The organism is Geodermatophilus tzadiensis (genome assembly GCF_003002915.1).
In the GTDB taxonomy this organism is placed as follows: domain Bacteria; phylum Actinomycetota; class Actinomycetes; order Mycobacteriales; family Geodermatophilaceae; genus Geodermatophilus; species Geodermatophilus tzadiensis.
Window position 1 is genome coordinate 210,685 of record NZ_PVTG01000004.1, and the last position, 21,578, is coordinate 232,262.

Annotated in this window: 18 protein-coding genes; 3 read left to right on the forward strand and 15 right to left on the reverse strand. The window is 74.6% G+C overall.

Annotated features, from left to right (window positions below; genetic code table 11):
* Positions 1–3 precede the first annotated feature (3 nt).
* From LY71_RS07860 to boxC, 6 genes are all read right to left on the reverse strand, one after another.
* Positions 4–921: an LLM class flavin-dependent oxidoreductase gene (locus tag LY71_RS07860; protein WP_106276395.1), complete on the reverse strand. Its 918-nt coding sequence runs from the start codon at positions 919–921 to the stop codon at positions 4–6.
* Between the two features lie 37 nt (positions 922–958).
* Positions 959–1,291: a ferredoxin gene (gene fdxA / locus LY71_RS07865; protein ID WP_106276396.1), complete on the reverse strand. Its 333-nt coding sequence runs from the start codon at positions 1,289–1,291 to the stop codon at positions 959–961.
* A 26-nt stretch (positions 1,292–1,317) separates the two neighbouring features.
* A complete protein-coding gene (locus LY71_RS07870; protein WP_106276397.1) occupies positions 1,318–2,385 on the reverse strand; it encodes an NAD(P)/FAD-dependent oxidoreductase in 1,068 nt (355 codons plus the stop codon).
* The gene (locus LY71_RS07875; RefSeq protein ID WP_245887753.1) at positions 2,382–4,067 is read right to left on the reverse strand and encodes a benzoate-CoA ligase family protein; all 1,686 of its coding nucleotides are present in this window, start codon (positions 4,065–4,067) and stop codon (positions 2,382–2,384) included. The genes LY71_RS07870 and LY71_RS07875 overlap by 4 nt, the downstream gene beginning before the upstream one ends.
* Before the next feature lie 131 nt (positions 4,068–4,198).
* The gene (gene boxB, locus LY71_RS07880; RefSeq protein ID WP_245887754.1) at positions 4,199–5,680 is read right to left on the reverse strand and encodes a benzoyl-CoA 2,3-epoxidase subunit BoxB; all 1,482 of its coding nucleotides are present in this window, start codon (positions 5,678–5,680) and stop codon (positions 4,199–4,201) included.
* A gap of 2 nt (positions 5,681–5,682) precedes the next feature.
* On the reverse strand, positions 5,683–7,413 hold the full coding sequence (boxC, locus tag LY71_RS07885) for a 2,3-epoxybenzoyl-CoA dihydrolase (protein ID WP_245887755.1): 1,731 nt from the start codon (positions 7,411–7,413) through the stop codon (positions 5,683–5,685).
* A 137-nt stretch (positions 7,414–7,550) separates the two neighbouring features.
* Here boxC and LY71_RS07890 point away from each other — a divergent pair, with 137 nt between their 5' ends.
* Together LY71_RS07890 and LY71_RS07895 are read left to right on the forward strand one after the other, a co-directional pair.
* Positions 7,551–8,192, forward strand: a complete 642-nt coding sequence (locus tag LY71_RS07890; protein ID WP_106276399.1) for a GNAT family N-acetyltransferase — start codon at positions 7,551–7,553, stop codon at positions 8,190–8,192.
* 103 nt (positions 8,193–8,295) lie between these two features.
* A complete protein-coding gene (locus LY71_RS07895) occupies positions 8,296–10,290 on the forward strand; it encodes an HNH endonuclease signature motif containing protein (RefSeq protein ID WP_245887756.1) in 1,995 nt (664 codons plus the stop codon).
* Positions 10,291–10,311: 21 nt separating this feature from the next.
* On the opposite strand, the gene LY71_RS07900 is transcribed toward LY71_RS07895, so the two are convergent.
* The 6 genes from LY71_RS07900 to LY71_RS07925 are packed head-to-tail and all read right to left on the reverse strand — an operon-like array spanning position 10,312 to position 15,924.
* A complete protein-coding gene (locus LY71_RS07900) occupies positions 10,312–11,226 on the reverse strand; it encodes a DMT family transporter (protein ID WP_106276401.1) in 915 nt (304 codons plus the stop codon).
* 7 nt (positions 11,227–11,233) lie between these two features.
* Entirely contained in the window at positions 11,234–11,935 is a 702-nt protein-coding gene (locus tag LY71_RS07905; protein ID WP_106276402.1) for an ABC transporter ATP-binding protein, read from the reverse strand.
* Positions 11,936–12,727, reverse strand: coding sequence for an ABC transporter ATP-binding protein (locus LY71_RS07910; protein WP_106276403.1), 792 nt, complete (start codon positions 12,725–12,727; stop codon positions 11,936–11,938).
* Complete coding sequence (locus tag LY71_RS07915) at positions 12,724–13,761, reverse strand: branched-chain amino acid ABC transporter permease (protein WP_106276404.1); 1,038 nt, start codon at positions 13,759–13,761, stop codon at positions 12,724–12,726. Before LY71_RS07915 ends, LY71_RS07910 begins: the two co-directional genes overlap by 4 nt.
* A complete protein-coding gene (locus tag LY71_RS07920) occupies positions 13,758–14,648 on the reverse strand; it encodes a branched-chain amino acid ABC transporter permease (protein WP_106276405.1) in 891 nt (296 codons plus the stop codon). Before LY71_RS07920 ends, LY71_RS07915 begins: the two co-directional genes overlap by 4 nt.
* Before the next feature lie 40 nt (positions 14,649–14,688).
* The gene (locus tag LY71_RS07925; protein WP_106276406.1) at positions 14,689–15,924 is read right to left on the reverse strand and encodes an ABC transporter substrate-binding protein; all 1,236 of its coding nucleotides are present in this window, start codon (positions 15,922–15,924) and stop codon (positions 14,689–14,691) included.
* 177 nt (positions 15,925–16,101) lie between these two features.
* Between LY71_RS07925 and LY71_RS07930 the strand changes: the two genes are divergently transcribed.
* A complete protein-coding gene (locus LY71_RS07930; protein WP_106276407.1) occupies positions 16,102–16,947 on the forward strand; it encodes a PaaX family transcriptional regulator in 846 nt (281 codons plus the stop codon).
* Here the strand turns inward: LY71_RS07930 and LY71_RS07935 are convergent.
* From LY71_RS07935 to LY71_RS07945, 3 genes are read right to left on the reverse strand one after another with little or no spacing between them, the layout of a single operon-like run.
* A complete protein-coding gene (locus LY71_RS07935) occupies positions 16,931–17,494 on the reverse strand; it encodes a DUF6158 family protein (protein ID WP_106276408.1) in 564 nt (187 codons plus the stop codon). The two genes, LY71_RS07930 and LY71_RS07935, sit on opposite strands and share 17 nt — an antisense overlap.
* A gap of 55 nt (positions 17,495–17,549) precedes the next feature.
* Positions 17,550–19,919, reverse strand: coding sequence for a bifunctional salicylyl-CoA 5-hydroxylase/oxidoreductase (locus tag LY71_RS07940; RefSeq protein ID WP_106276409.1), 2,370 nt, complete (start codon positions 19,917–19,919; stop codon positions 17,550–17,552).
* A gap of 5 nt (positions 19,920–19,924) precedes the next feature.
* Entirely contained in the window at positions 19,925–21,535 is a 1,611-nt protein-coding gene (locus LY71_RS07945; protein WP_106276410.1) for an AMP-binding protein, read from the reverse strand.
* Positions 21,536–21,578 lie beyond the last annotated feature (43 nt).

A 21,578-nucleotide genomic window follows, 5' to 3' on the forward strand; every position in this document is an offset into this window, starting at 1 on the left:
CGGTCAGCCCGCGGTGGCCAGCCGGGGGAGCACGGCCTCGGTGAACAGACCGACGCCCTCCCGCCGGCGGTCACCGGCGCCGACCGGCGAGAACACCAGCGTGTCCGCGCCCGCGTCGGCGAACTCGCCCGCCCGGGCCGCCACCCGGTCGGGGTCGCCGTGCAGCAGGTAGCGGTCGGCGAGGGCGCTGAAGTCCTGTTGGTAGACCCCGCTCACCCACTCGACGACCTCGCGGCGTGACCGGTCGGCGTCGGGGTCCACGCCGCCCCAGCAGAAGACCGCGCCCCGGACGGCGGAGGGGTCGCGGCCGGCCCGCTCGGCGGCCTCGCGCACCTCGGCGAGGCTGCGGGCCAGCTGCTCGGGTGTGTACATGTAGGGCATCCACACGTCGGCGAACCGGCCCGCCCGCCGGATCGCCGGTGCCCTGCGGCCGCCGAGCCACAGCGGCGGGCCGCCGGGCTGGACCGGGCCGGGGGAGAGCTCCAGGCCCTCGACCCGGGCGTGCCGGCCGGCGTGGTCCACCGGGCCGCCGGCCCACAGCCGACGCAGCAGCTCCAGCGCCTCGTCGGTGCGCGGCCCCCGCTCGGCGACGTCGACGCCGGCCGCGACGAACTCCGGCGGGTACTCGCCGCCCACGCCGACGCCCATGTCGAAGCGGCCGCCGGAGACCTGGTCGAGCGTCGTCGCCAGCTTCGCGGCGAGCGCGGCGGGGTAGAGCGGCAGCACGGTCAGCGAGCTGAGCAGCCGGATGCGGCTGGTGGCCCCGGCGGCCGCGGCGAGCGCGACGAAGGCGTTCGGGTGCGGGCTGTGGAAGAACAGGTGCTCGCCGGTGGCGATCCCGTCGTAGCCCGCCTCCTCGGCCGCGCGCGCCTCCGCGGCCACCGCCTGCTGCTGGGCGCTCAGCGTCAGGACCACGCGCACGGCTGCCCCTCCCTGCGGGTCCGGCCGGCCGGCGGGGTCACGAGCCCTCGGCGACCAGCTCGGTGTCCACGCCGATCCTGCCCACCTTGGACGCGCCCCCGGGGCTGCCGAGCGGGGCGTCGCGGCCGGGCAGCACCTCGACGAAGAACCGCCGGTTGTCGGCGATGTGCGGCTCGTTCTCCTCGGTGACCCGGCGGTCCTGGGCGATGGCCTCCACCGGGCAGACCGGCTCGCAGGCGCCGCAGTCGATGCACTCCTTGGGGTTGATGTAGAGCTTGCGGTCCCCCTCGTAGATGCAGTCGACCGGGCACTCCTCGACGCAGGACATGTCCGTGGTGTCGATGCACTCGGCGCCGATGACGTAGGGCACGGGGCTCCTCCTGGGGTCGGGGTGGGTCAGGCGGGCGCGGCCGCGCCGACGCCGGCGGGGTCGTCGCTGCTGTGCCCGGGGAACAGCGGCTGGTCGGGGTCGAGGTAGGTGGCCGCGTTGTTCACCGCGGTGGCGGCTTCCCCGAACCCGACGGCGATCAACCGCACCTTGCCGGTGTACTCGGTGATGTCCCCGGCCGAGTAGACCCCGGGCACGTTCGTGCGCATGGCGGTGTCCACCAGGATCTTGCGGTCGATGAGGTCGACGCCCCAGCGCTCCAGCGGGCCGATGTCGGCGGTGAAGCCGAGCGCGGCGATGACCGCCTGGGCGGGGTAGGGGGTGACCGTGCCGTCCTTGGCCCGGACGTGCACGGTGTGCAGCCGGTCGTCGCCCTCGAGCTCGCTGACCTGGGCGTCGGTCACGACCACCGTCCGGCCGCGCTCCACGTCCGCGACGCTGGCGGCGTGCGCGCGGAACTGCCGGCGCCGGTGCACCAGGGTGACCGAGGCGGCGACGTCCTCCAGGGCCAGCGCCCAGTCGACCGCGGAGTCCCCGCCGCCGACGATGACGACGTCCTGGCCGGCGTGCGCGGCGAGCTCCCGGACCACGTAGGTCAGCCCGCGGCCCTCCCACCGGTCGCCGCCGGGCAGCGGGCGCGGGGTGAAGGTGCCGATCCCGCCGGTGACGACGACGGCGCCGCAGTGCACCCGCGTGCCCCGGTCGGTGGTGACGACGAGCCGGTCGCCGGCCCGGGGGCGCTCGCCGGCCTCGTTGGTGAGCGTCTCGGCCCGCTCGCCGAGGACGTACACCGGGTCGAACCGGGCGGCCTGCTGCACGAGGTTGGCCACCAGGTCGCGGCCCCTGATCCCGGGGAAGCCGGCGACGTCGTAGATGAGCTTCTCCGGGTAGAGGGCCATCACCTGGCCGCCCGGCTCGGGGAGGCTGTCGACGACCGCGGTGCGCAGACCCCGGAACCCGGCGTAGTAGGCGGCGTAGAGCCCGGCAGGGCCGGCGCCGACGACGAGCAGGTCGACGTGCACCTCCCGGCCTGCCGCCGGGGCGCTGTCCGGGGCCAGGACGTCGGTCGCGGTCACGCGGGGCCCCCGGTGATCGGCGTGAGGTCGGGCTTGGCCGCGCCGCCGAGGCGCTCGATGGCGAGCTCGCGGATGCGGAAGCGCTGCAGCTTCCCGGTGGCGGTGGTGGGCAGCTCGTCGAACACGACGATGTGGCGCGGGCGCTTGAAGGCGGCCAGGCCGTCGCGGCACCAGGCCACCAGGTCGTCGGCGCCGGCGGCGGCGCCGGGGGTGAGGACGACGCAGGCGACCGGCTTGTCCAGCCCGGTCTCGTCGGGCACCGAGACGACGACGACCTGTGCGACGTCGGCGTGGGCGCGCAGCCGCTCCTCCACCTCGGTCGGCGAGACCCAGATCCCGCCGGCCTTGATGATGTCGTCGGTGCGGCCCAGCGAGCTGTAGTACCCGTCGGCGCTGCGCACGTAGGTGTCGCCGGTGCGCACCCACTCGCCCTGGAACACCCGGCGGGTCACGGCGGTGCGCGACCAGTAGCCGGTGGCCGCCGAGGAGCCCCGCACCCACAGGTTGCCCGGGGTGCCGTCGGGCACGGGCTGCCCGTCGTCGTCGAGGATCCGCGCGTCGTAGCCGGCGACCAGCTCGCCGGTGGAGCCGGGCCGGGTGCGGCCGGGGCGGCCGCTGATGAAGATGTGCAGCATCTCGGTGGAGCCGATGCCGTCGAGCATCTCGACGCCGAAGGTGCCGGTGAACCGCTCGAACAGCGCGGCGGGGAACGCCTCGCCGGCCGAGACGCAGGCGCGCACGGAGGCGAAGGCGTCGCGGGGCAGGCCGGCGGCGAGCAGCGCGGCGTAGTAGGTGGGGCCGGCGAAGAACAGCGTCGGGCGCTGCTCGCGGAGCACCCGCAGCGTGCCGTCCGGGCCGGGCCGGGAGCGGTCGAGCACCGTGCTCGCGCCCACCGAGAACGGGAACGTCAGCGTGTTGCCCAGGCCGTAGGCGAAGAAGAACTTGGCGACGGAGAACGTGACGTCGTCCGGGCCGATCGCCAGCACGTCGCGCGCGTAGGTCTCGGCGGTGTCCCGCAGCGAGCCGTGCCGGTGCATCGCGCCCTTGGGCGTGCCGGTCGTGCCGGAGGTGTAGAGCCAGAACGCGGGGGAGTCGGCCACGGTCGGGTAGGGCTCGGCGACCTGCTCGGCGAACTCCGCGCCGGCGGCGGTGAACTCCGCCCAGGTCCGCACGCGCACCCCGGGGACCTCGGGCAGCGCCTCGGAGGTGAGCACGACGACGTCGGTGAGGTCGCGGCTGCCGGCGACGGCGCTGCCGAGCGCGGCGAACTCCGCGCTGAGCACGACCGCGCGGGCGCGGCTGTCGGTGGCCAGCACCGCGATGTCCTTGGGCTTGAGCATCGTGCTCACCGGCACCGGCACCGCGCCGATGCGCAGCCCGGCGAGGAACACGGTGAGCAGCTCGGGGCAGTCGCCCATGCACAGCAGCAGCCGCTCCTCCGGGCGTACGCCGGCGGCGACGAGGGCCGCGGCGACAGCGCGGACGGCCTCGTCGAGCTCGGCGTAGGTCAGCGTGCGGACGCTGCCGTCGAGGTCGATCGCGGTGATCGCGCGGCGGTCGGGGGTCGCCCGCGCGTTGCGGGTGACCAGCCACTCGGCCGCGTTGAACGGCTCACCGGTCGGGGCCGGCGCCTCGGGCAGCAGCGGGGTGGGGGAGGAGGGGGCGGTGTCGAGGGTGGCCACGGTGCGCGCCCTTTCGATGCCGGGGGACCGAGCCGGGGGACCGCTCGGGGGAGGAGGAGGCGGCCGGGGCCCGGCCGGGTGCGGCGGCGGCCGGGCCCGGGGGCCCGGCCGCCGCGACGTGCGCCGGTCGCTCAGAAGCGCACGTAGTCGTACTCGACGGGCAGCGAGTTGATCCCCACCGACGGCGGGGCGATCCAGCCGGCGAACTCACCGGGCTCGTAGTGCGGCACCATCAGCTCGGCCACGCGCGCCCGGTCCTCGGGGGTCGGCAGGAACTCGCTCACCCGCTTCTCCCAGGTGGCCTCGTCGACGATCTCGCCGGTGGGCGTGACGTGGTGCCCGGCGAAGGCGCCGACCTTGCGGTTGAAGCCCTGGTGCGGCAGGTAGAGCCGCTCCTCCAGCCCGGCGTCCTCCAGCTCCTGGTTCCACCGCTTGACGCCGTTCTCGCAGTCGGCGGCGTACTCGTTGCGCAGGTCGAGGTTGAGCGCGGTGAGCATCGGCACCGTGCGGGTGGTCATCTGTCCGCCCTCGATGACCGGGACCTCCATGGTCAGGTCGTGCAGCTGGTGGTCGTCCTTGCGGCGGGTCTCCATCCACCGGCCCTTGAGGCCGGCGGTGTAGTAGGCCGCCACGTTGGACGACGTCTCCGAGCCGAAGAGGTCCATCGAGACGGAGAACTGGAAGTTCAGGTACTTCTGGATGACCGAGAGCGGGATGCCGCCGTACTGCCAGATGTCGTCGGTGCCGTGCTCCTTCATCAGCTGCGCGGTCCGCTGGACGGTGCGCTGCACGCCCGTCGTCCCGACGAACATGTGGTGCGCCTCCTCCTTGAGCATGAACTCGCAGGTGCGCGCCAGCGGGTCGAAGCCGCTCTCCTTCAGCGTGCCGAGCTGGTACTTGCCGTCCCGGTCGGTGAAGTAGGTGAACATGAAGAACGACAGCCAGTCGGTCGTCTCCTCGTTGAACGCCCCGAGGATGCGCGGCGAGTCGTAGTCGCCGGAGTTGCGCTTGAGCAGCTCCTCGGCCTCCTCGCGGCCGTCCTTCCCGAAGTAGGCGTGCAGCAGGTAGACCATCGCCCAGAGGTGGCGGCCCTCCTCCACGTTGACCTGGAAGAGGTTGCGCATGTCGTACAGCGACGGCGCGGTCATGCCGAGGTGCCGCTGCTGCTCGACCGAGGCGGGCTCGGTGTCGCCCTGGACGACGATCAGCCGGCGCAGGTCCGAGCGGTGCTCGCCGGGGACCTCCTGCCAGGCCGGCTCGCCCTTCTTGTCACCGAAGTTGACCTTGCGGTCGGGGTCGCGCTCGGCGAGGAAGATGCCCCAGCGGTACTCCTCCATGGGCACCCGGTCGAAGTGCGCCCAGCCGTCGCGGCCGACGGCGATGGCGGTGCGCAGGTAGACGTCGTGGGTGGGGATGGAGGGACCGAGGTTCTTCCACCAGTCGAGGAACTTCGGCTGCCAGCCCTCCAGCGCGCGCTGCAGCTTGCGGTCGCCGGCCAGGTTGACGTTGTTGGGGATCCGCTCGGAGTAGTCGATCTTCGACAGCGGCCCGGTGGGGGTGGGGGCGTCCCCGGTGACCGTGCCGCTCTGGGGGGTGGACTCGGTGGTGGTCATGGTCAGACCCGCTTCCTGTCGTAGTCGGCCCGCTTGCCGGTTCCGTAGCGGCGGAGTGCTCCTTCGGGGCCAGCGGCGTTGGGCCGCTGGAAGATCCAGTTCTGCCAGGCGGTGAGCCGGCCGAAGACCTTCGTCTCGGGCGTCTCGCGGCCGGCGAAGCGGAGGTTGGCCTCCATGCCGGTCAGCGCGTCGGGTGAGAAGCTGGCCCGCTCCTCGATGACCAGGCGGATCTCGTCCTCCCAGTCGATGTCGTCGGGCGTGCTGGTGACCAGCCCGAGCTCCGCGGCGTCGGCGGCCATCAGATCGCGCCCGGTGGCGGCCTCGGCGGCGGCCAGCTCCTCGTCGCTGCCCAGGAAGCGGACCTGCAGGCGGGTGAGGTCGTTGCTCATCGGCAGCAGGCCGGTGTTGAACTCGTCCAGCCGGATCACCGCGGGCGGCTTCGGGTCCTCGTCGTCCTCGAACTGGCCCTCGAGCATGTACTGGCGGTCCGCGGCGAGGGCGATCTCGGCGAGCGAGCCGACGAAGCAGGAGCCCGGCTCGATCAGCGCGAAGAGGCTGCGGCTGGTGGTGTCCAGGCGCTTGACCGTGCGGCGGTAGAAGCCGATGGTCTCGTTGACCAGCCAGTGGTCGCGGTGGGCGAGCAGCAACTCGTCGTAGGCGGCCACGGTGGCGCCGTCGCCCTCGGTGCGCAGCAGCCAGGTGCCGATCTCGAGCTCGTTGGTGCGCAGCCGCAGGATCGCGTCGTCCAGCTCGCGGGTGGTGGCCAGCAGCCAGGCGGCGTCGCCCTGCTGCTGCAGCTCCTCGACGCCGGCCGGCACCGAGTCCGGGCCGAGGACGGTCAGGGTGGCGGTGCCCGAGTCGCGGTCGAGGACGACGCGCACGTGGCCGTAGCGGACCGTGTCGCCGTCGACGTCGCGCTGCAGCGGGGTGAGCGCGACCCCGGCGGTGCCGGCGCCCGGGCGGCCGGAGGCGGCGGCGGCCTCGGCGGCGCGCCGGGAGACCTCGGCCGCGAAGTCGCGGGCCTTGACGCTGGCGTCGACCAGCCGCCACTGCACCGCGCGCTCGCCGCGGATGCCCTCGGCGGTGGTGGAGAAGATGTCGGCGAGGTCGCGGCGCACGCCGCGCTTGTCGACCACGCGGGTCAGCCCGCCGGTGCCCGGCAGCACGCCGAGCAGCGGGACCTCGGGGAGCGAGACCGCCGAGGAGTTGTCGTCGACGAGGACGATCTCGTCGCAGGCCAGGGCCAGCTCGTAGCCGCCGCCGGCCGCGGTGCCGTTGACCGCGGCGATCGAGCGCAGGCCGGAGTGGGCCGAGGCGTCCTCGATGCCGTTGCGGGTCTCGTTGGTGAACTTGCAGAAGTTCACCTTCCAGCTGTGCGGGGACGCCGCGAGCATCTTGATGTTGGCGCCGGCGCAGAACATGCGCTCCTTGGCGCTGGTGACGACGACGACCTTGGCCTCGGGGTGCTCGAAGCGGATGCGCTGCACCGCGTCGTGGAGCTCGATGTCCACGCCCAGGTCGTAGCTGTTCATCTTCAGCTCGTAGCCCGGGACGATGCCGCCGTCCTCGGCGACGTCGAGGGTCAGGGTCGCCACCTCGCCGTCGACCGACAGCCGCCAGTGCCGGTACTGGTCGGGCGAGGTGTCGAAGGACACCTCGGTCGTCGCGGCCGGCTCCGCGACGGGGGCCGGGCCCTCCGCCGTCGTCGCCGAGCGGTCTTCCACGGTGGTCACGGTGCCTCCAGGGGGTGCGGGCGCGACGGCCCCGGGGGGCCCGTCCGCACCATGGTGACGTGCTACACGACCTTGCGCAAGTGGGGACTTAGTTGTAGACATGTGGCGCAGGCCACACGACATCCCCGGAGGTCCCGATGCCCGCTGCCGACACCCTGCGCTGGGTCCACGAGGACGACCCGCGGTGGGACGCCGACCGCGAGCGGGTGTTCGCCACCGTGCCGGAGGGGGTGTTCCGCACCGAGGCGCGCCGGCCGGGGGAGCGGTTGTCGAGCGACTGGTGGCGGGTGGAGCGCGAGGGCACCGTCGTCGGCTACGGCTGGCTGGACGACGTGTGGGGCGACGCCGAGGTGCTGCTCGCCGTCGAGGCGGGCGCGCGCGGCTCCGGCGTCGGGGTGTTCGCGCTGCACCGGCTCGAGGAGGAGGCGGCCGCGCGGGGGCTGAACTACGTGCTCAACGTGGTCCGCGAGACCCACCCCGAGCGCGCGCAGGTGACCGCCTGGTTCGAGCACCACGGGTTCGTGGCCGGGGAGGACGGGCGGCTGCGCAAGCGGGTCGGCGACCGGGTGCGCGACATCGGCCAGCACCAGGACGGCCGTCCGGGCACCGGTGAGCCGACCCCGCCGTCCGACGGGCGGCAGGCGCGCTACCTCGCCGAGCGCGAGCGGGCCGCCGGCCGGCCGCGCCCGGAGACCGAGCCGGCCGCGGTGGGCGCCGACCGTGGTCCGGGGGAGGAGGAGAGCGGCGGCTACGTCGACCCGGAGCAGCACCGGTACTGAGGGCGCCCGCTGGACCCTGTCGGGGACCTGCTTCGCCGTTGACCTGCACGTTCGTCGTCCACAGGGCTTGCTCGACCGGTCCTTCGAACGTATGATCGAGGACGTGGCGGACGGGTCGGCGGGACAGGTGCTCGACGCACCCCGTGCTGCCCCGACGGTCGGCTGGGCGTTGGGTCCGCTGGGGGCGGCGCAGGCCGCCGACCGGGAGATCGCCCGCCAGACGGCGCTGAGGGCGCGGGCGGTTGCCGCCTTCGCCGCCACCCGCCCGGCGACGACCGACCGCGCGCAGGGTGAGCGGGGGGCGATGTCGGCGCAGCGGTGGGCGGCGCGGGCGGAGGTGCTGCGGCCGGTGAGTGAGTGGGCGACTCAGGAGCTGGCGGTCGCGCTCGACCTCACCACCCAGGCTGCGGAGGCGGAGCTGGTGCGGTCGCTGACGCTGGTGCAGCGGCTGCCGGCGGTGCTCGACGCACTCGAGGCCGGCGCGCTGCACGCCGGGCACCTGTGGTGCCTGCTTGAGCACGTCGCCCCGATCCCCGACGACGTCCTGCGCGCCCGGGTGCAGGCCGAGGTGCTGGCCTGGCTGGCCGCCCGCTCCCGGGTGACCACGGCGGCGCAGCTGGGTGAGCGGGTGCGCCGGACGGTGGCCCGGCTGCACGCCCCCGACGCGGCGCGGGACCTGACGCGGGCGCTGCGAGAGCGCGGGGTGAGCGTGCGCCCGGAACGGACGGCGGGGATGTCGGCGGTGACGGTGGTGTGCAGCACCCCGGAGGCGCAGGCGCTGGTGCGGGCGCTGGCCGCCTACGTCGATGCTCTGGACGCCGACCCTGCCGACACCCGGACGCGGGGGCAGAAGACCGTCGACTGCCTGCTGGACCTGGTGCTGCGCCCCGGAGAGTCCAGCCTGCCGCCGGTGCAGGTGCTGCTCACCGTCGTCGCCTCGGTGCAGACGCTGCTCGGCGGGGACACCCCCGGGGAGGTGGACGGTCAGGTGGTGCCGGCGGAGATGGCCCGCCAACTCGCCCGCGCCTTCGCCGGCCTCGCTCCGGCCAGCCCCGACGCCACCGATGCCGCCGGTCAGGCCGACAGCATCGAGCCGGCCGCCACGGGTGAGCCGGAGGACGCATACGGCGGTCCGGTGGAACGGGCAGCGGAGAGCCTGAACGCCGAGGACTTCGACCGGTGGCTCGACGATCTCGTTCGCGACGCCTTCGGCGACGACCCACCACCGGACCCATCACCTCTCGAGCCCGATCCGCACAGCCCTGTGTCAGACGTCGGATGGGACACCGGCCCGGACGACCTCCACGACCCGCAGCGCCCGCGCACCCCGGCTGACGGTGACCTCCCCGGTGGAGAGCCCCCTGCTGGTGGGCAGGGCTGGTGGGCGGCGGCCGACCGGGCGGTGGACGACGCCGGCGATCCGTTGCTGGTCCTCGAGCGCGCGCTCGGTCACGCCCACCGCATGGTGCGCACCGCGCAGACCGCCGACGCCGCCGACGAGACCGCCTGGCGGACCGGCCCGGCCGGCCACATCACCGCCGCTCGCGACGCGTTGAGCGCGCTGGCCGCCGCCGGCGAGGCCCAGCGCGCCGAGCTGGCCGCGTTGCTGGCCGCGACCGCCGGCGGCGGACTGGCCGACCGGCCCCGCCTGGCACTCACCGACGCCGTCACCGGCGCCCTGCGGACCCTCACCGACCTGCCCGCGCTGCGCCGCGCCGGCACCTGCGGCCAACCCGCCTGCACCCGCACCCCGGACGCCTGCGACCACGACCTCGCCGGCCGCCCCGGCCTCGGTGCCCCCGGCCCCACCGACGGCTACCGGCCCACCGCGGGCCTCGACCGCTGGGTCCGCGCCCGCGACCGGTGCTGCCGCTTCCCCGGCTGCCGCCGCCGCATCCCCAGAGCAGGCGAACTGGACCACGTCCGCCCCTGGCCCGATGGGAAGACATCGGCGGCGAACCTGGCCGGCTTCTGCACCACCCACCACCGCGGCAAGCACCAGGCACCGGGCTGGACCCACACCCTGCGCCCCGACGGCACGCTGACCGTCACCACCCCCACAGGGCTGACCGCCGTCACCGAACCCCCGCCCTACTGACCCAGGCGGGGAGCGGCCGCGCTACTCGACCGCGATCGGACGGCGTCGGGGCACGACCACCAGCGCGACCCCCAGGGCGGTCAGCGCGATCCCGGCGAGCGACACCGCCGACGGGACCGTGCCGAACAGCAGCCACGCCTCCAGCGCCACCGCCGGCGGCACCAGGTACAGCAGGCTGGACACCTCGGCCGCCGTCCCGCGCCGCAGCAGCACGAGCAGCAGCAGGACCGCCCCCAGCGACAGGGCGAGCACCAGCCACACCATCGCCAGCACGAAGTCGCCGGTCCAGCGGATCGTCATCCGCTCGGTCGCCAGCGCGCCGGCCAGCAGGACCGCCGCCGCCGCGGCGTACTGCACCGCCGTCCCCCACAGCAGCGGGATCCCGCCGCCGAACCGCTTCTGGTGGACGGTGCCGGCCGTTCCTGCCGCCAGCGCCACCAGGCACGCGGCCACCCCCGCCACCGACAGCGAGGTGGCGCCGGCCGCCGCGGTCAGCCCCGGCCAGACGACGACGGCGACGCCGGCCACCCCCAGCGCCAGTCCGAGCCACTGCCGCGCGGTCGCCCGCTCGCCGAGCACCGGGCCGGCCAGCACCACGGTCAGCACCGGCTGCAGGCTCACCACCACCGCCGACACCGGCGAGGGCACGCCCAGCGAGATGGCCACGAACACCCCGCCGAGGTAGCCCGCGTGCAGCAGCAGGCCCACGACCGCGGCGTGCCCGTACTGCGCCGGCCGGGAGAGGACGGCGGCGCGCGCGACCACCGCGATCAGCGCCAGCAGGACCGCCGCGATGACCATCCGCAGCCCCAGGAAGGTCAGCGGCTCGGCGTAGGGCAGCCCGTACTGCGCGCCGACGAAGCCGGTGCTCCACAGCAGCACGAACAGCGCCGGGGCGCCCAGCCGCTGCAGCCGCGACCGTGCCGGTGCCGTCACCGGGACGTCAGGCCACGCCGAGGAGCCGGTGCGCCACCGTGCTGTCGCTGCGGAACTCCGGCGTCGGGCAGCGGTGCACGATCCGGCCCTTCTGCATGACGGCGATCTCGTCGGCCACCGCGAAGGCCAGGTGCAGGTCCTGCTCGACCACCAGCAGGGTGACCCCCTCCGCCTTCATGCCCACCACGACCTGCCCGATCGCGTCGACCACGGCGGGGGCCAGCCCGTCGGACGGCTCGTCCATCAGCACCAGTCGCGGGTTGGTCAGCAGCGCCCGCGCGATGGCCAGCATCTGCTGCTCCCCGCCGGAGAGCTGCCCCGCCCCGTGCTTGAGCCGCTCACCCAGCCTCGGCAGCAGCTCCAGCACCCGCCCGGTGTCCCAGGGACCGCGGCCGCGGCCGCGCCGGGCGGCCAGGTCCAGGTGCTCGGTCACCGTGAGCGGTGCCCACACCCGCCGTCCCTGGGGGACGACGGCCACCCCGGCGCGGGCGACCACGTCGGGCCGCCGGCCGGCCAGGTCGCGGCCGTCGAGCCGCACGGTGCCGGCCGAGGGGCGCACCAGCCCCATGAGCGTGTTCACCAGCGTCGTCTTGCCCACGCCGTTGCGGCCGAGCAGCCCGAGCACCCGGCCGTCGGCGAGGTCGAGGTCGACCCCCTGCAGCACGGTGCTGTGCCGGTAGCCGGACTGCAGTCCGCGGACCTCGAGCACTCAGCCCACCCCCAGGGCGGCCGGTCCGGCCGTGTCGGTGAACAGCGACTCCCGGCCGGTGCCGAGGTAGGCCTCCTGGACGGCGTCGCTGGCGCGCACCTGCTCGGGCGTGCCGGTCAGCAGCACGCGCCCCAGGTGCAGCACCGTCACCGACCGCGCCAGGGCGAAGACGACGTCCAGGTCGTGCTCGACGATCACCACGGTGACCGTCTCCGGCAGCGCCCGGACCAGCTCGACCAGCCGTGCGCTCTCCGCCGGGGACATGCCCGCCGCCGGCTCGTCGAGCAGCAGCAGCCGCGGCTCGCAGGCCAGCGCCACGGCCACCTCCAGCTGCCGGCGCTCGCCGTGGGAGAGGTCGGCGACCGGGCTGCCGCGCCGGTGGTCGAGACCGACGTCGGCCAGCAGCCCGTCCACCCGCTCGCGGGCGGCCGCCTGCCGCCGCGGCACCAGCGACGCGCGCGACCCGTGCCGCCGCTGCGCGGCCAGCAGCACGTTCTGCTCCACGGTCTGCGTGGTGAACAGGCTCGAGTGCTGCAGCGTCTGGCTGATCCCCAGCCGCGCCCGCACGTGCTCGGGCAGGCCGGTGACGTCGGTGCCGCCGAGGGTCACCGTGCCGGCCGACACCGGCATGCTGCCGGTGACCAGCTTGAACAGGGTGCTCTTGCCGGCGCCGTTGGGCCCGATCAGCGCGTGGCGGGCGCCGGTGGGGACGTCGAGGGTGACGTCGTCGACGGCCTTGAGTGCACCGAAGTGCCGGCTGACCCCCGACAGGGACAGCAGGGGAGCGGTCACGGTGTCCTCCGGGTGGCGGCGCGGCGGCGCTGCACCGCGGCGGAGATGCCGGCCAGACCGGCGAAGCCGCGCGGCAGCAGGTAGACGGCGAGCACGAAGACGATGCCCAGCACCAGCGGGCCGTGGCCCTCCAGGGTCGGGCCCAGCGCGTCGCGCACCAGCACGACGACGGCCGCGCCGAGCACCGGCCCCCACAGCGACCCCGCCCCGCCGAGGATCACCGCGAGCAGCGCCAGCGCGCCGGTGGTGAACCCCGCCTCGGACGGCGTCACCAGCCGCACCTGGAGCGCGAACAGTCCGCCGGCGACCCCGGCGAGGGCGCCGGCGATGACGAAGGCCACGTACTTGTAGCGGAACGGCGAGTACCCGAGCGAGCGCATCCGCGGCTCGTTGTCGCGGATGCCGCGCAGCACCCCGCCGACGGGGGACCGCGACACCAGCCACAGCGCCGCGAACCCGAGCACGAACACGGCCAGGACGAACCAGTACACGTAGCCGGCCAGCGTCAGCGCGGTGCCGCCGACCCGCACGGCCGGGATGCCGTAGAGGCCGTTGGACCCGCCGGTCACCGAGTCCAGCGTGGTGGTCAGCTGGAACACGATCTCGCCGACGGCCAGGGTCAGCATGAGGAAGAAGACCCCGCTGCTGCGCACCGCCAGCCACCCGGTGGCCGCGGCCGCGACGGCCCCGGCCAGCGCGGCCACCAGCACCAGCACGACGCCCTCGCTGGTCACGTCGATCGCCACGATCCCGGCGGTGTAGGCGCCGACGCCGAAGTAGGCGGCGTGCCCCAGCGAGGGCAGCCCGGTGACCCCGACCAGCAGGTCGAGGCTGACGGCGAACAGCGCGAACACCAGGATGCGGCCGAGCACCGTGGTCGCGAAGGGGGCGAGCACGAACGGCGCCGCGGCCAGCAGCACGAGGACGACGACGGCCGGGACCGCCCGCAGCAGCGTCGCGTGCCGCCGTCCTCCGCCGGGCCGGCCGCCGGTCGCGCCGGTGTCGGCGACGATCGACTCCACGGCGGCGCTCACGTCCCGGCCAGCTTCCTCGGGCCGAACAGCCCGCGCGGCCGCAGCACCAGGACCAGCGCCAGGGTGCCGAAGAGGATGAACGAGGCGACGTCGGGCAGCACCGCGCGGCCCAGCGACTCGACCTGCCCGATGACCAGCGCGCCGATGAACGCCCCCTTGACCGAGCCCAGGCCGCCGATGACCACGACCACCAGGGCGAGGATGAGGATGGTGTCGTCCAGCCCGGGCCGGGCGCCGTAGACCGGGGCGCCGAGCACCCCGGCCACGGTCGCCAGCATCGACCCGATGCCGAGGACGGCCACCTTGACCTTGCGGTTGTCGATGCCCATGGCCGAGACCATCTCCCGGTCGGCGACGCTGGCCCGCACCAGCGCGCCGACCGACGTCCGCTCCACCACGACGTAGACGACGACGGCCAGCACCAGCCCGACGCCGATCAGCGCCAGCCGGTAGGCCGGGTAGGAGCGGCCCAGGAACGACACGCTCTCGGCCAGCCCGGGCGGCGCCCCGACCGACAGGGCGTCGTTGCCGTAGACGATCGAGAGCACCTCGGCCACCACGAGCGACACCCCGAGGGTGAGCAGCGCCTGGTCGAGGATCGGCCGCCGGGCCAGTGGTTCGGTCATCACCGACAGCACCCCGCCGGCGAGCAGCCCGACCAGCGCGGCGATGCCGAGGGCGGCCAGGAACCCGCCCCAGGTCGCGCCGTCGGACAGCAGGCTCCAGGCCAGGTACGCGCCCACCAGGAACAGCGCCCCGTGCGCCAGGTTCAGCACGTCCATCATCCCGAAGACGATCGACAGGCCGACGGCCAGGATGAACAGCAGCGACCCGATGGCGAAGCCGTTGAGGATGCTGACGAGGTTGCTGTCGAACCACTCGATCACCGGTCGGGGCCTCCTCCCGCGTCCCGGGCGGGCACGCCGGTCAGCTGCCCGGCTGGGCGAAGGAGCCGAGGTCGGTGACGACGCTGTTGACCAGTGTCCCGCCCTCGTCGGTGACCTCGCGCAGGTAGATGCTCTGCTCGGGCGTCTGGCCGTTGAAGCTCCACGGGCCGCGCGGGCTGTCCTCGATCTCGCCCAGGCCGTCGAGCGCCTCCGACAGCTGGTCGCCGCTGAGCCCCTCCGCCTCGGCGAGGGCGTCGGCGAGCACGTTGGCGGTGTCGTAGGTGGTCATGCCGAACACCGTCGGCGGCTCGTCGTAGGCCGCCTCGTACGCCTCGACGAACTCGGTGTTGGCCTCGTTGTCGATCTCGGTGGAGTAGTGCAGCGTCGTCTGCACGCCCACGGCCGACTGGCCCTGCGCCTCGAGCACGCTGCCCTCGGTGAGGAAGCCCGAGCCGTAGAGCGGCACGGTGTCCTTGAGGCCGAAGGCGTCGTACTGCTGCACGAAGCTGACCGCCTCGGCGCCGGAGTAGAAGACGAAGGTCGCGGCGGCGCCGGACTCGCGGATCCCCGACAGGAACGGCTGGTAGTCCTGCGTCGTGCCGAAGGGGGTGAGCGCCTGGCCGGCGACCGTGCCGCCCCCGGCCTCGAACGCCTCGGTGAACCCGGCCACGACCTCCTGGCCGGCGGCGTAGTCGGGCGCCATCACGTAGACCGGGCCGACGCCCTCCTCGGCCAGGTGCTGCCCCATGGCCGAGGCCACCTGGGCGTTGGTGAACGACGTCCGCCACACGTAGGGGGAGCTCGCGTCGCCGGTGATCGCCCCCGCGCCGGCGTTGGCCACGATGAGCAGCTTCTGCGCCTCGGTGAACTGCTCGGCGGCGCCCAGGGCGGTCGCGGAGTTGACGATGCCGACGACGACGTCGACCTGCTCCTCCTGCAGCAGCCGCTGGATGGCCGGCACCCCGGTGTCGGGGCCCTCGCCCTCGTCGGCGACGACGGTCTCGACCTCGTAGTCGCCCATCCGCCCGTCGTTCTGCTCCAGCCACAGGTCCCAGCCCTGCTGCATGTCCTCCCCGAGCGGGGTGTAGACACCCGCCTGGGGGATGACCAGGCCGACGCGGATGGTGCCGCCGCCCTCGCCGCCGCCACCCTCGCCGCCACCACCGCCGGAGTCGCCGCCCAGGCTGCCGCCGCCGCACGCGGTGGTCAGCGACAGCAGCGCCACCGCGCCGAGGGGTCCCAGCAGTCGTCCGCGGGAGGGGCCGTGCAGCGCCATGGGGGTCTCCGGAGAGTCAGGACGTGCTACACTGCACGTCGGTCAGCGCACGATGCTGTAGTACCACGGCCGAGTGTGTCAAGCCTCACTGTGCAGTTCCGGCGCCTCGTGGCCGAGTCGTGACCCCGGTCGGGTGGTGGCGGAGATCCGGACCCGGGCGGTGTCACCATGGTGGGTGTGGAGGTCGTCGAGGGGCCGTTCGTCACGCGGCGCCAGGAACTCGGCGCGGCGAGCGCGCGCAGCCTGCTGCTCACGGTCCTGGGCGAGTTCGTGCTGCCCGGCGCCCGTCCGGTGTGGACGGCCACCCTCATCGACCTGCTCGCCGACCTCGACGTCGCCGAGAAGGCGGCCCGCCAGGCGATCATGCGCACCGCCGACAGCGGGTGGATCGCCGGCAGCCGGGTCGGCCGGGAGACCTGCTGGACGCTCACCGAGGCGGGCACCCGGCTGCTGCGCGAGGGCACCGACCGCATCTACGGCGCCGCCGCCGAGGGGCGGTCCTGGGACGGCCGGTGGCTGGTGCTCACCGTCGGCATCCCGGAGAACGCCCGCTCGCTGCGCCAGCAGCTGCGCACCCGGCTGGGCTGGGCCGGGCTCGGCTCGGTCAACGGCACCACCTGGGTGACCCCGCGGGTCGACCGCGAGCAGGAGGCGCGGCGCGTCCTGGAGGACCTGGGCCTGCTGGCGGGCAGCTGGTCGTTCCTCGCGGAGGCCGGCGTGGTCGGCGACGAGCGGTCGCTGACCCGCAGCGCCTGGGACCTCGACGCGATCGAGGCCCGCTACGAGGACTTCCTCGACATGGTGCGGCGGCGCCGGCCGCGCACCGACCGGCAGGCCCTCGTCGCCCAGGTCCGCCTCGTGCAGGAGTGGCGCCGCTTCCCGCTGCTCGACCCCGGCCTGCCGCGCGAGCTGCTGCCGCCGCGGTGGAGCGGCAACCGGGCGGCCGAGGCCTTCCGCGAGCGGCACGCCGCCTGGGCGCCGCGGGCCCAGGCGGCGTGGGCGGAGCTCAGCCGCGACCGCTGAGCGCACCGGCGCGCCCGGCCAGCCACGCCCGGCCGGCCTCGGTGAGCACCCGGCTGTCCTTGTCGGCCTGCAGCAGCGGCGGGTCCTGCCGGTAGAGCCGGGCCACCAGGTGGTTGTCGGGGGCGAGCTGGCGGGCGATCTGGTGCGCCTCGAGCTTGTGCAGCCGACCGCCGGGCGCCTCGGCGAAGCGCTGCAGCAGCGCCACCTGCGCCTCCTCCGGGTCGCGGTGCGTGCCGGCGGCCGCGGCCGGCGCCGGCTCCTCGTCGAGGAGCGCGGTGACCGCGCGGGAGAAGGTCTGCACCAGGTCGCGGATCCGGTCGTCGCGGGACGGGGTGGCCGCGTCGCCGCCCGAGCCCTGCCACGTGCGCTGCGGGTGCCGGCGCAGGTACTCCTGCTCCAGCTCGAGCATCCGCTCGGTGTGGGTGCGGAACTGCTCGGCGGTGCCGTGCAGGAACACCCAGTGCCGCATGGCGTGCGCGTGCACGCCCTGGCGCTCGAGCTCCTCGTCGGACAGGTCGCGGGCCGGGACGCCCGGTCGCTCGGTCATGTCTGCTCCCTCGGTCGGTCGGGCAGCCCAATCTCCGTGGCCCCGGTTGCACCCGTCAAGGCCGGTCGGGGCCCGGGCGCCAGCGGGCGTGCCGGGTGCCGCCGACCCCCTCCCGCACCAGCTGCAGCCGCGGGCGCGGCCCGTCGGTCCGCCCGGTCTGCGGCCGGCGGCTCCCCGCCCGGAAGGGGGCCGGCCACTCCGCGCCGGGGCCGCTGTAGCCCTGCTCGGCGGCGGCGTGCAGCGTCCACTGCGGGTCGTAGAGGTGCGGGCGGCCCAGCGCGCACAGGTCGGCGCGGCCGGCCAGCAGGATCGAGTTGACGTCGTCCCAGCTCGACAGCGCGCCGACGGCGATGACCGCGACGCCGAGCTCGCGGCCGACCTCGTTGCGGATCCGGTCGGCGTAGGGGGTCTGGTAGCTGCGGCCGAACGCCGGCCGCTCGTCCTTGACCACCTGGCCGGTGGAGACGTCGATGCCGTCGGCGCCGTGCTCGGCGAAGGCCCGGGCCACGCGGACGGCGTCGTCGACGTCGGTGCCGCCCTCGTACCAGTCGGTCGCCGAGATGCGGACGGTGACCGGCCGGTCGGCCGGCCATGCGGCGCGGACGGCGTCGAAGACCTCCAGAGGGTAGCGCAGCCGGTTCTCCAGCGTCCCGCCGTAGCGGTCGGTGCGGTGGTTAGACAGCGGCGAGATGAAGGAGGACAGCAGGTAGCCGTGCGCGCAGTGCAGCTCGAGGACGTCGAAGCCGGCGCGGGCGGCCGAGCGGGTGCTCGCCACGAACTGCTCGCGGATCTCCACCAGGTCGGCCTCGGTGAGCTCGCGGGGGACGGCGTTGGCGGGGGAGTAGGGGACCGGGGAGGGGCCGACCACCTCCCAGCCGCCCTCCGGCAGCGGCTCGTCGATGCCCTCCCACATCAGCCGGGTGGAGCCCTTGCGGCCGGAGTGGCCGAGCTGGACGCCGATCCGCGCGTCGGTGGTGCCGTGCACGAAGTCGACGACGCGCGCCCAGACGGCCTCCTGCTCCGGCGTGTACAGCCCCGAGCAGCCCGGGGTGATCCGGCCCTCGGGGGAGACGCAGACCATCTCGGTCATCACCAGCCCCGCCCCGCCCAGGGCCTTGCTGCCCAGGTGCACCAGGTGGAAGTCGGTGGGCAGCCCGTCGACGGCGGAGTACATGTCCATCGCCGAGACGACGACGCGGTTGCGCAGCTCCAGCCCGCCGAGGCGGAAGGAGTGGAACATCGGCGGCCGCGGCTCGGCCGGCTCCGGCTGGCTGCGCGCGAACCACGCGTCGACCCCGGCGACGAACTCCGGGTCGCGCAGCCGCAGGTTGTCGTGGGTGACCCGGCGGCTGCGGGTGACGATGTTGAAGGCGAACTGCTCCGGCGGCTGGTCGACGTAGTGGGCGATGTCCTCGAACCACTCGAGGCTGGCCCTGGCCGCCCGCTGGGTGGACAGCACCACCGGCCGGCGCTCCTGCTCGTAGGCGGTGAGCGCGGCGTCGAGGTCGGGCTGCTCGTGCAGGCAGGCGGCCAGGGCCAGGGCGTCCTCCATCGCGAGCTTGGTGCCCGAGCCGATGGAGAAGTGCGCGGTGTGCGCGGCGTCGCCGATGAGCACCAGGTTGCCGTGCCGCCACGTCTCGTTGGACAGCGAGCGGAAGTTCAGCCACTTCGAGTTGTTCGCCACCACGCGGTGCCCGCCGAGCACGCCGGCGAACAGCTGCTCGACCAGCTCGATCGACTTGGTGTCGCTCTCGCCGGGCGGCAGGTCCAGCGCCGCGACGTCGCCGAAGGCGCGCTGCCAGACGTCCTCGTGCATCTCCACGATGAACGTGCTGCCGGTGCGGTCGTAGGGGTAGCCGTGGATCTGCATGACGCCGTGCGGCGTCTCCTCCACGTAGAACTCGAACGCCTCGAACACCAGGTCGGTGCCCAGCCACATGTACTTGCAGCGGCGGGTCTCCACGGTGGGCCGGAAGACGTCGGCGTACCGGGTGCGGATGGCGGAGTTGGCGCCGTCGCCGGCGAGGACCAGGTCGTTCCCGGCGCGCAGCTGCTCGACGTCGGGTGCCTCGGCCCGGAAGTGCACCGTCACACCCAGGTCGGCGCAGCGGCGCTGCAGGATGCCCAGCAGCTCCTTGCGGCTCATCGCGGCGAAGCCGTGCCCGCCGGAGGTGGTCACCCGGCCGCGGTGGTGGACGTCGATGTCGTCCCAGCGGGCGAAGTGCCGCTCCATCTCCCGGTAGACCGCCGGGTCGGCGTGCTCGATGCCGCCGAGGGTCTCGTCGGAGAAGACCACGCCGAAGCCGAAGGTGTCGTCCGGGGCGTTGCGCTCCCAGACGGTGATCTCGTGGGTCGGGTCGAGCTGCTTGGCGAGGGCGGCGAAGTACAGCCCGCCCGGCCCGCCGCCGACCACCGCGGTCCGCATGCCGCTCACCGGAGCCGGTACCGCTGCAGCTTGCCGGTGCTGGTGCGCGGCAGCTCGGTCCGGAACTCGATCGCCCGGGGGCTCTTGTAGGGCGCGATCACCTGTCTGCACCACTCCTGCAGCTCCTCGGCGGGCACCTCGCGGGTGCGGTCGGGGTTGAGCACGACGAACGCCTTGACGATGGTGCCGCGGTCGGGGTCGGGGGCGCCGACCACCGCGCACTCGACCACCTCGGGGTGGCCGAGCAGCGCCTGCTCCACCTCCGGCCCGGCGATGTTGTAGCCGGCGGAGACGATCATGTCGTCGGTGCGGGCGCGGTAGGTGAAGTAGCCGTCGGCGTCGCGGACGTAGGTGTCGCCGGTGTAGTTCCAGCCGTGCCGCACGTACACCTCCTGGCGGTCCCCGCCGAGGTAGCGGCACCCGGTGGGCCCGCGGACGGCGAGGTGACCCTCGGTCCCGTCGGGCAGCTCGGTCCCGTCGTCGTCCAGCACGGCGGCGGTGTAGCCGGGGACGGCGCGGCCGGTGGTCCCCGGGCGGATGTCGTCGTCGGCGGCGGAGATGAACACGTGCAGCATCTCGGTGGCGCCGATGCCGTCGATCACCTTCACCCCGGTGGCGTCGTGCACGGCGTGCCAGACGGCGGCGGGCAGCGTCTCCCCGGCCGAGACCGCGCGGCGCAGCCCGGCGAGCGCGGGCGCGCGGCCGGCGGCGAGGATCGCCTTGTAGGCGGTGGGCGCGGTCGACAGCACGGTCACCCCGTGCTCGGCGACGGCGTCGGCCAGCTGGTCGGGCGAGGCGCGCTCGAGCAGCAGCACGCTGGCGCCGGCCCGCAGCGGGAAGACGACCAGGGCGCCGAGGCCGTAGGTGAACGCGATCGGCGGCGACCCGCAGAACACGTCGTCGGGCTCGGGGCGGACCACGTGCGCCGAGAAGGTGTCGGCGATGGCCAGCACGTCGCGGTGGAAGTGCATGGTGGCCTTGGGCCGGCCGGTGGTGCCGGAGGTGAAGGCCAGCAGCGCGGTGTCGTCGGCGGCCGTGGGCACGTCGGCGAAGACGTCCGGGCAGGCGGCGGCGCGGGTGGCGAGGTCGCCGGGCCCGTCCCCGCCGTAGGGGACGACGGTCAGCCCGGGGACGGCGGCCCGCTCGAGGTCCTCGGTCAGCCGGGCGTCGCAGAGGGCCAGGGTCGGCCGGCACATCTCGCCGATGGTGGCCAGCTCGCCGGCGCGCAGCATCGGCATGGTCGTCACCGCGACGCCACCGGCCTTGAGGACGGCGAACCAGCAGGCCACCAGCCAGGGCGAGTTGAAGCCGCGCAGCAGCACCCGGTTGCCCGGCACCAGGCCCAGCTCGCCGGTCAGCGCGCCGGCGATCCGGTTGGCCCGCGCGCGCAGCTCGCCGTAGCTCCACACCCCGCCGTCGGGCGTCCGCAGGCAGGGCCGGTCGGCGCCCAGCCGGTCGATGGTGCCGTCGAGCAGCTCGGTCGCGCAGTTGAGCCGGTCGGGGTAGGCCAGCTCGCCCAGGTCCAGCACCGGCCAGGTGTCCGGCGGGGGCAGGTGGTCCCGGCAGAAGGTGTCCACGTGGGCGGAGGGGGTCAGCGACGGCGCGCTCAGCGTCATGGGGATCTGCCTCCCGGGGGTCGCCGGGTCCGGCCGGGCCGCA

What these genes read in the sequence shown, in the direction of transcription:
- boxB (WP_245887754.1), bottom strand. Translation starts at nt 5,680, where the DNA reads ATGACCACCACCGAGTCCACCCCCCAGAGCGGCACGGTCACCGGGGAC.
- LY71_RS07890 (WP_106276399.1), top strand. Translation starts at nt 7,551, where the DNA reads ATGCCCGCTGCCGACACCCTGCGCTGGGTCCACGAGGACGACCCGCGG.
- LY71_RS07925 (WP_106276406.1), bottom strand. Translation starts at nt 15,924, where the DNA reads ATGGCGCTGCACGGCCCCTCCCGCGGACGACTGCTGGGACCCCTCGGC.
- LY71_RS07935 (WP_106276408.1), bottom strand. Translation starts at nt 17,494, where the DNA reads ATGACCGAGCGACCGGGCGTCCCGGCCCGCGACCTGTCCGACGAGGAG.
- LY71_RS07940 (WP_106276409.1), bottom strand. Translation starts at nt 19,919, where the DNA reads ATGCGGACCGCGGTGGTCGGCGGCGGGCCGGGCGGGCTGTACTTCGCC.
- LY71_RS07945 (WP_106276410.1), bottom strand. Translation starts at nt 21,535, where the DNA reads ATGACGCTGAGCGCGCCGTCGCTGACCCCCTCCGCCCACGTGGACACC.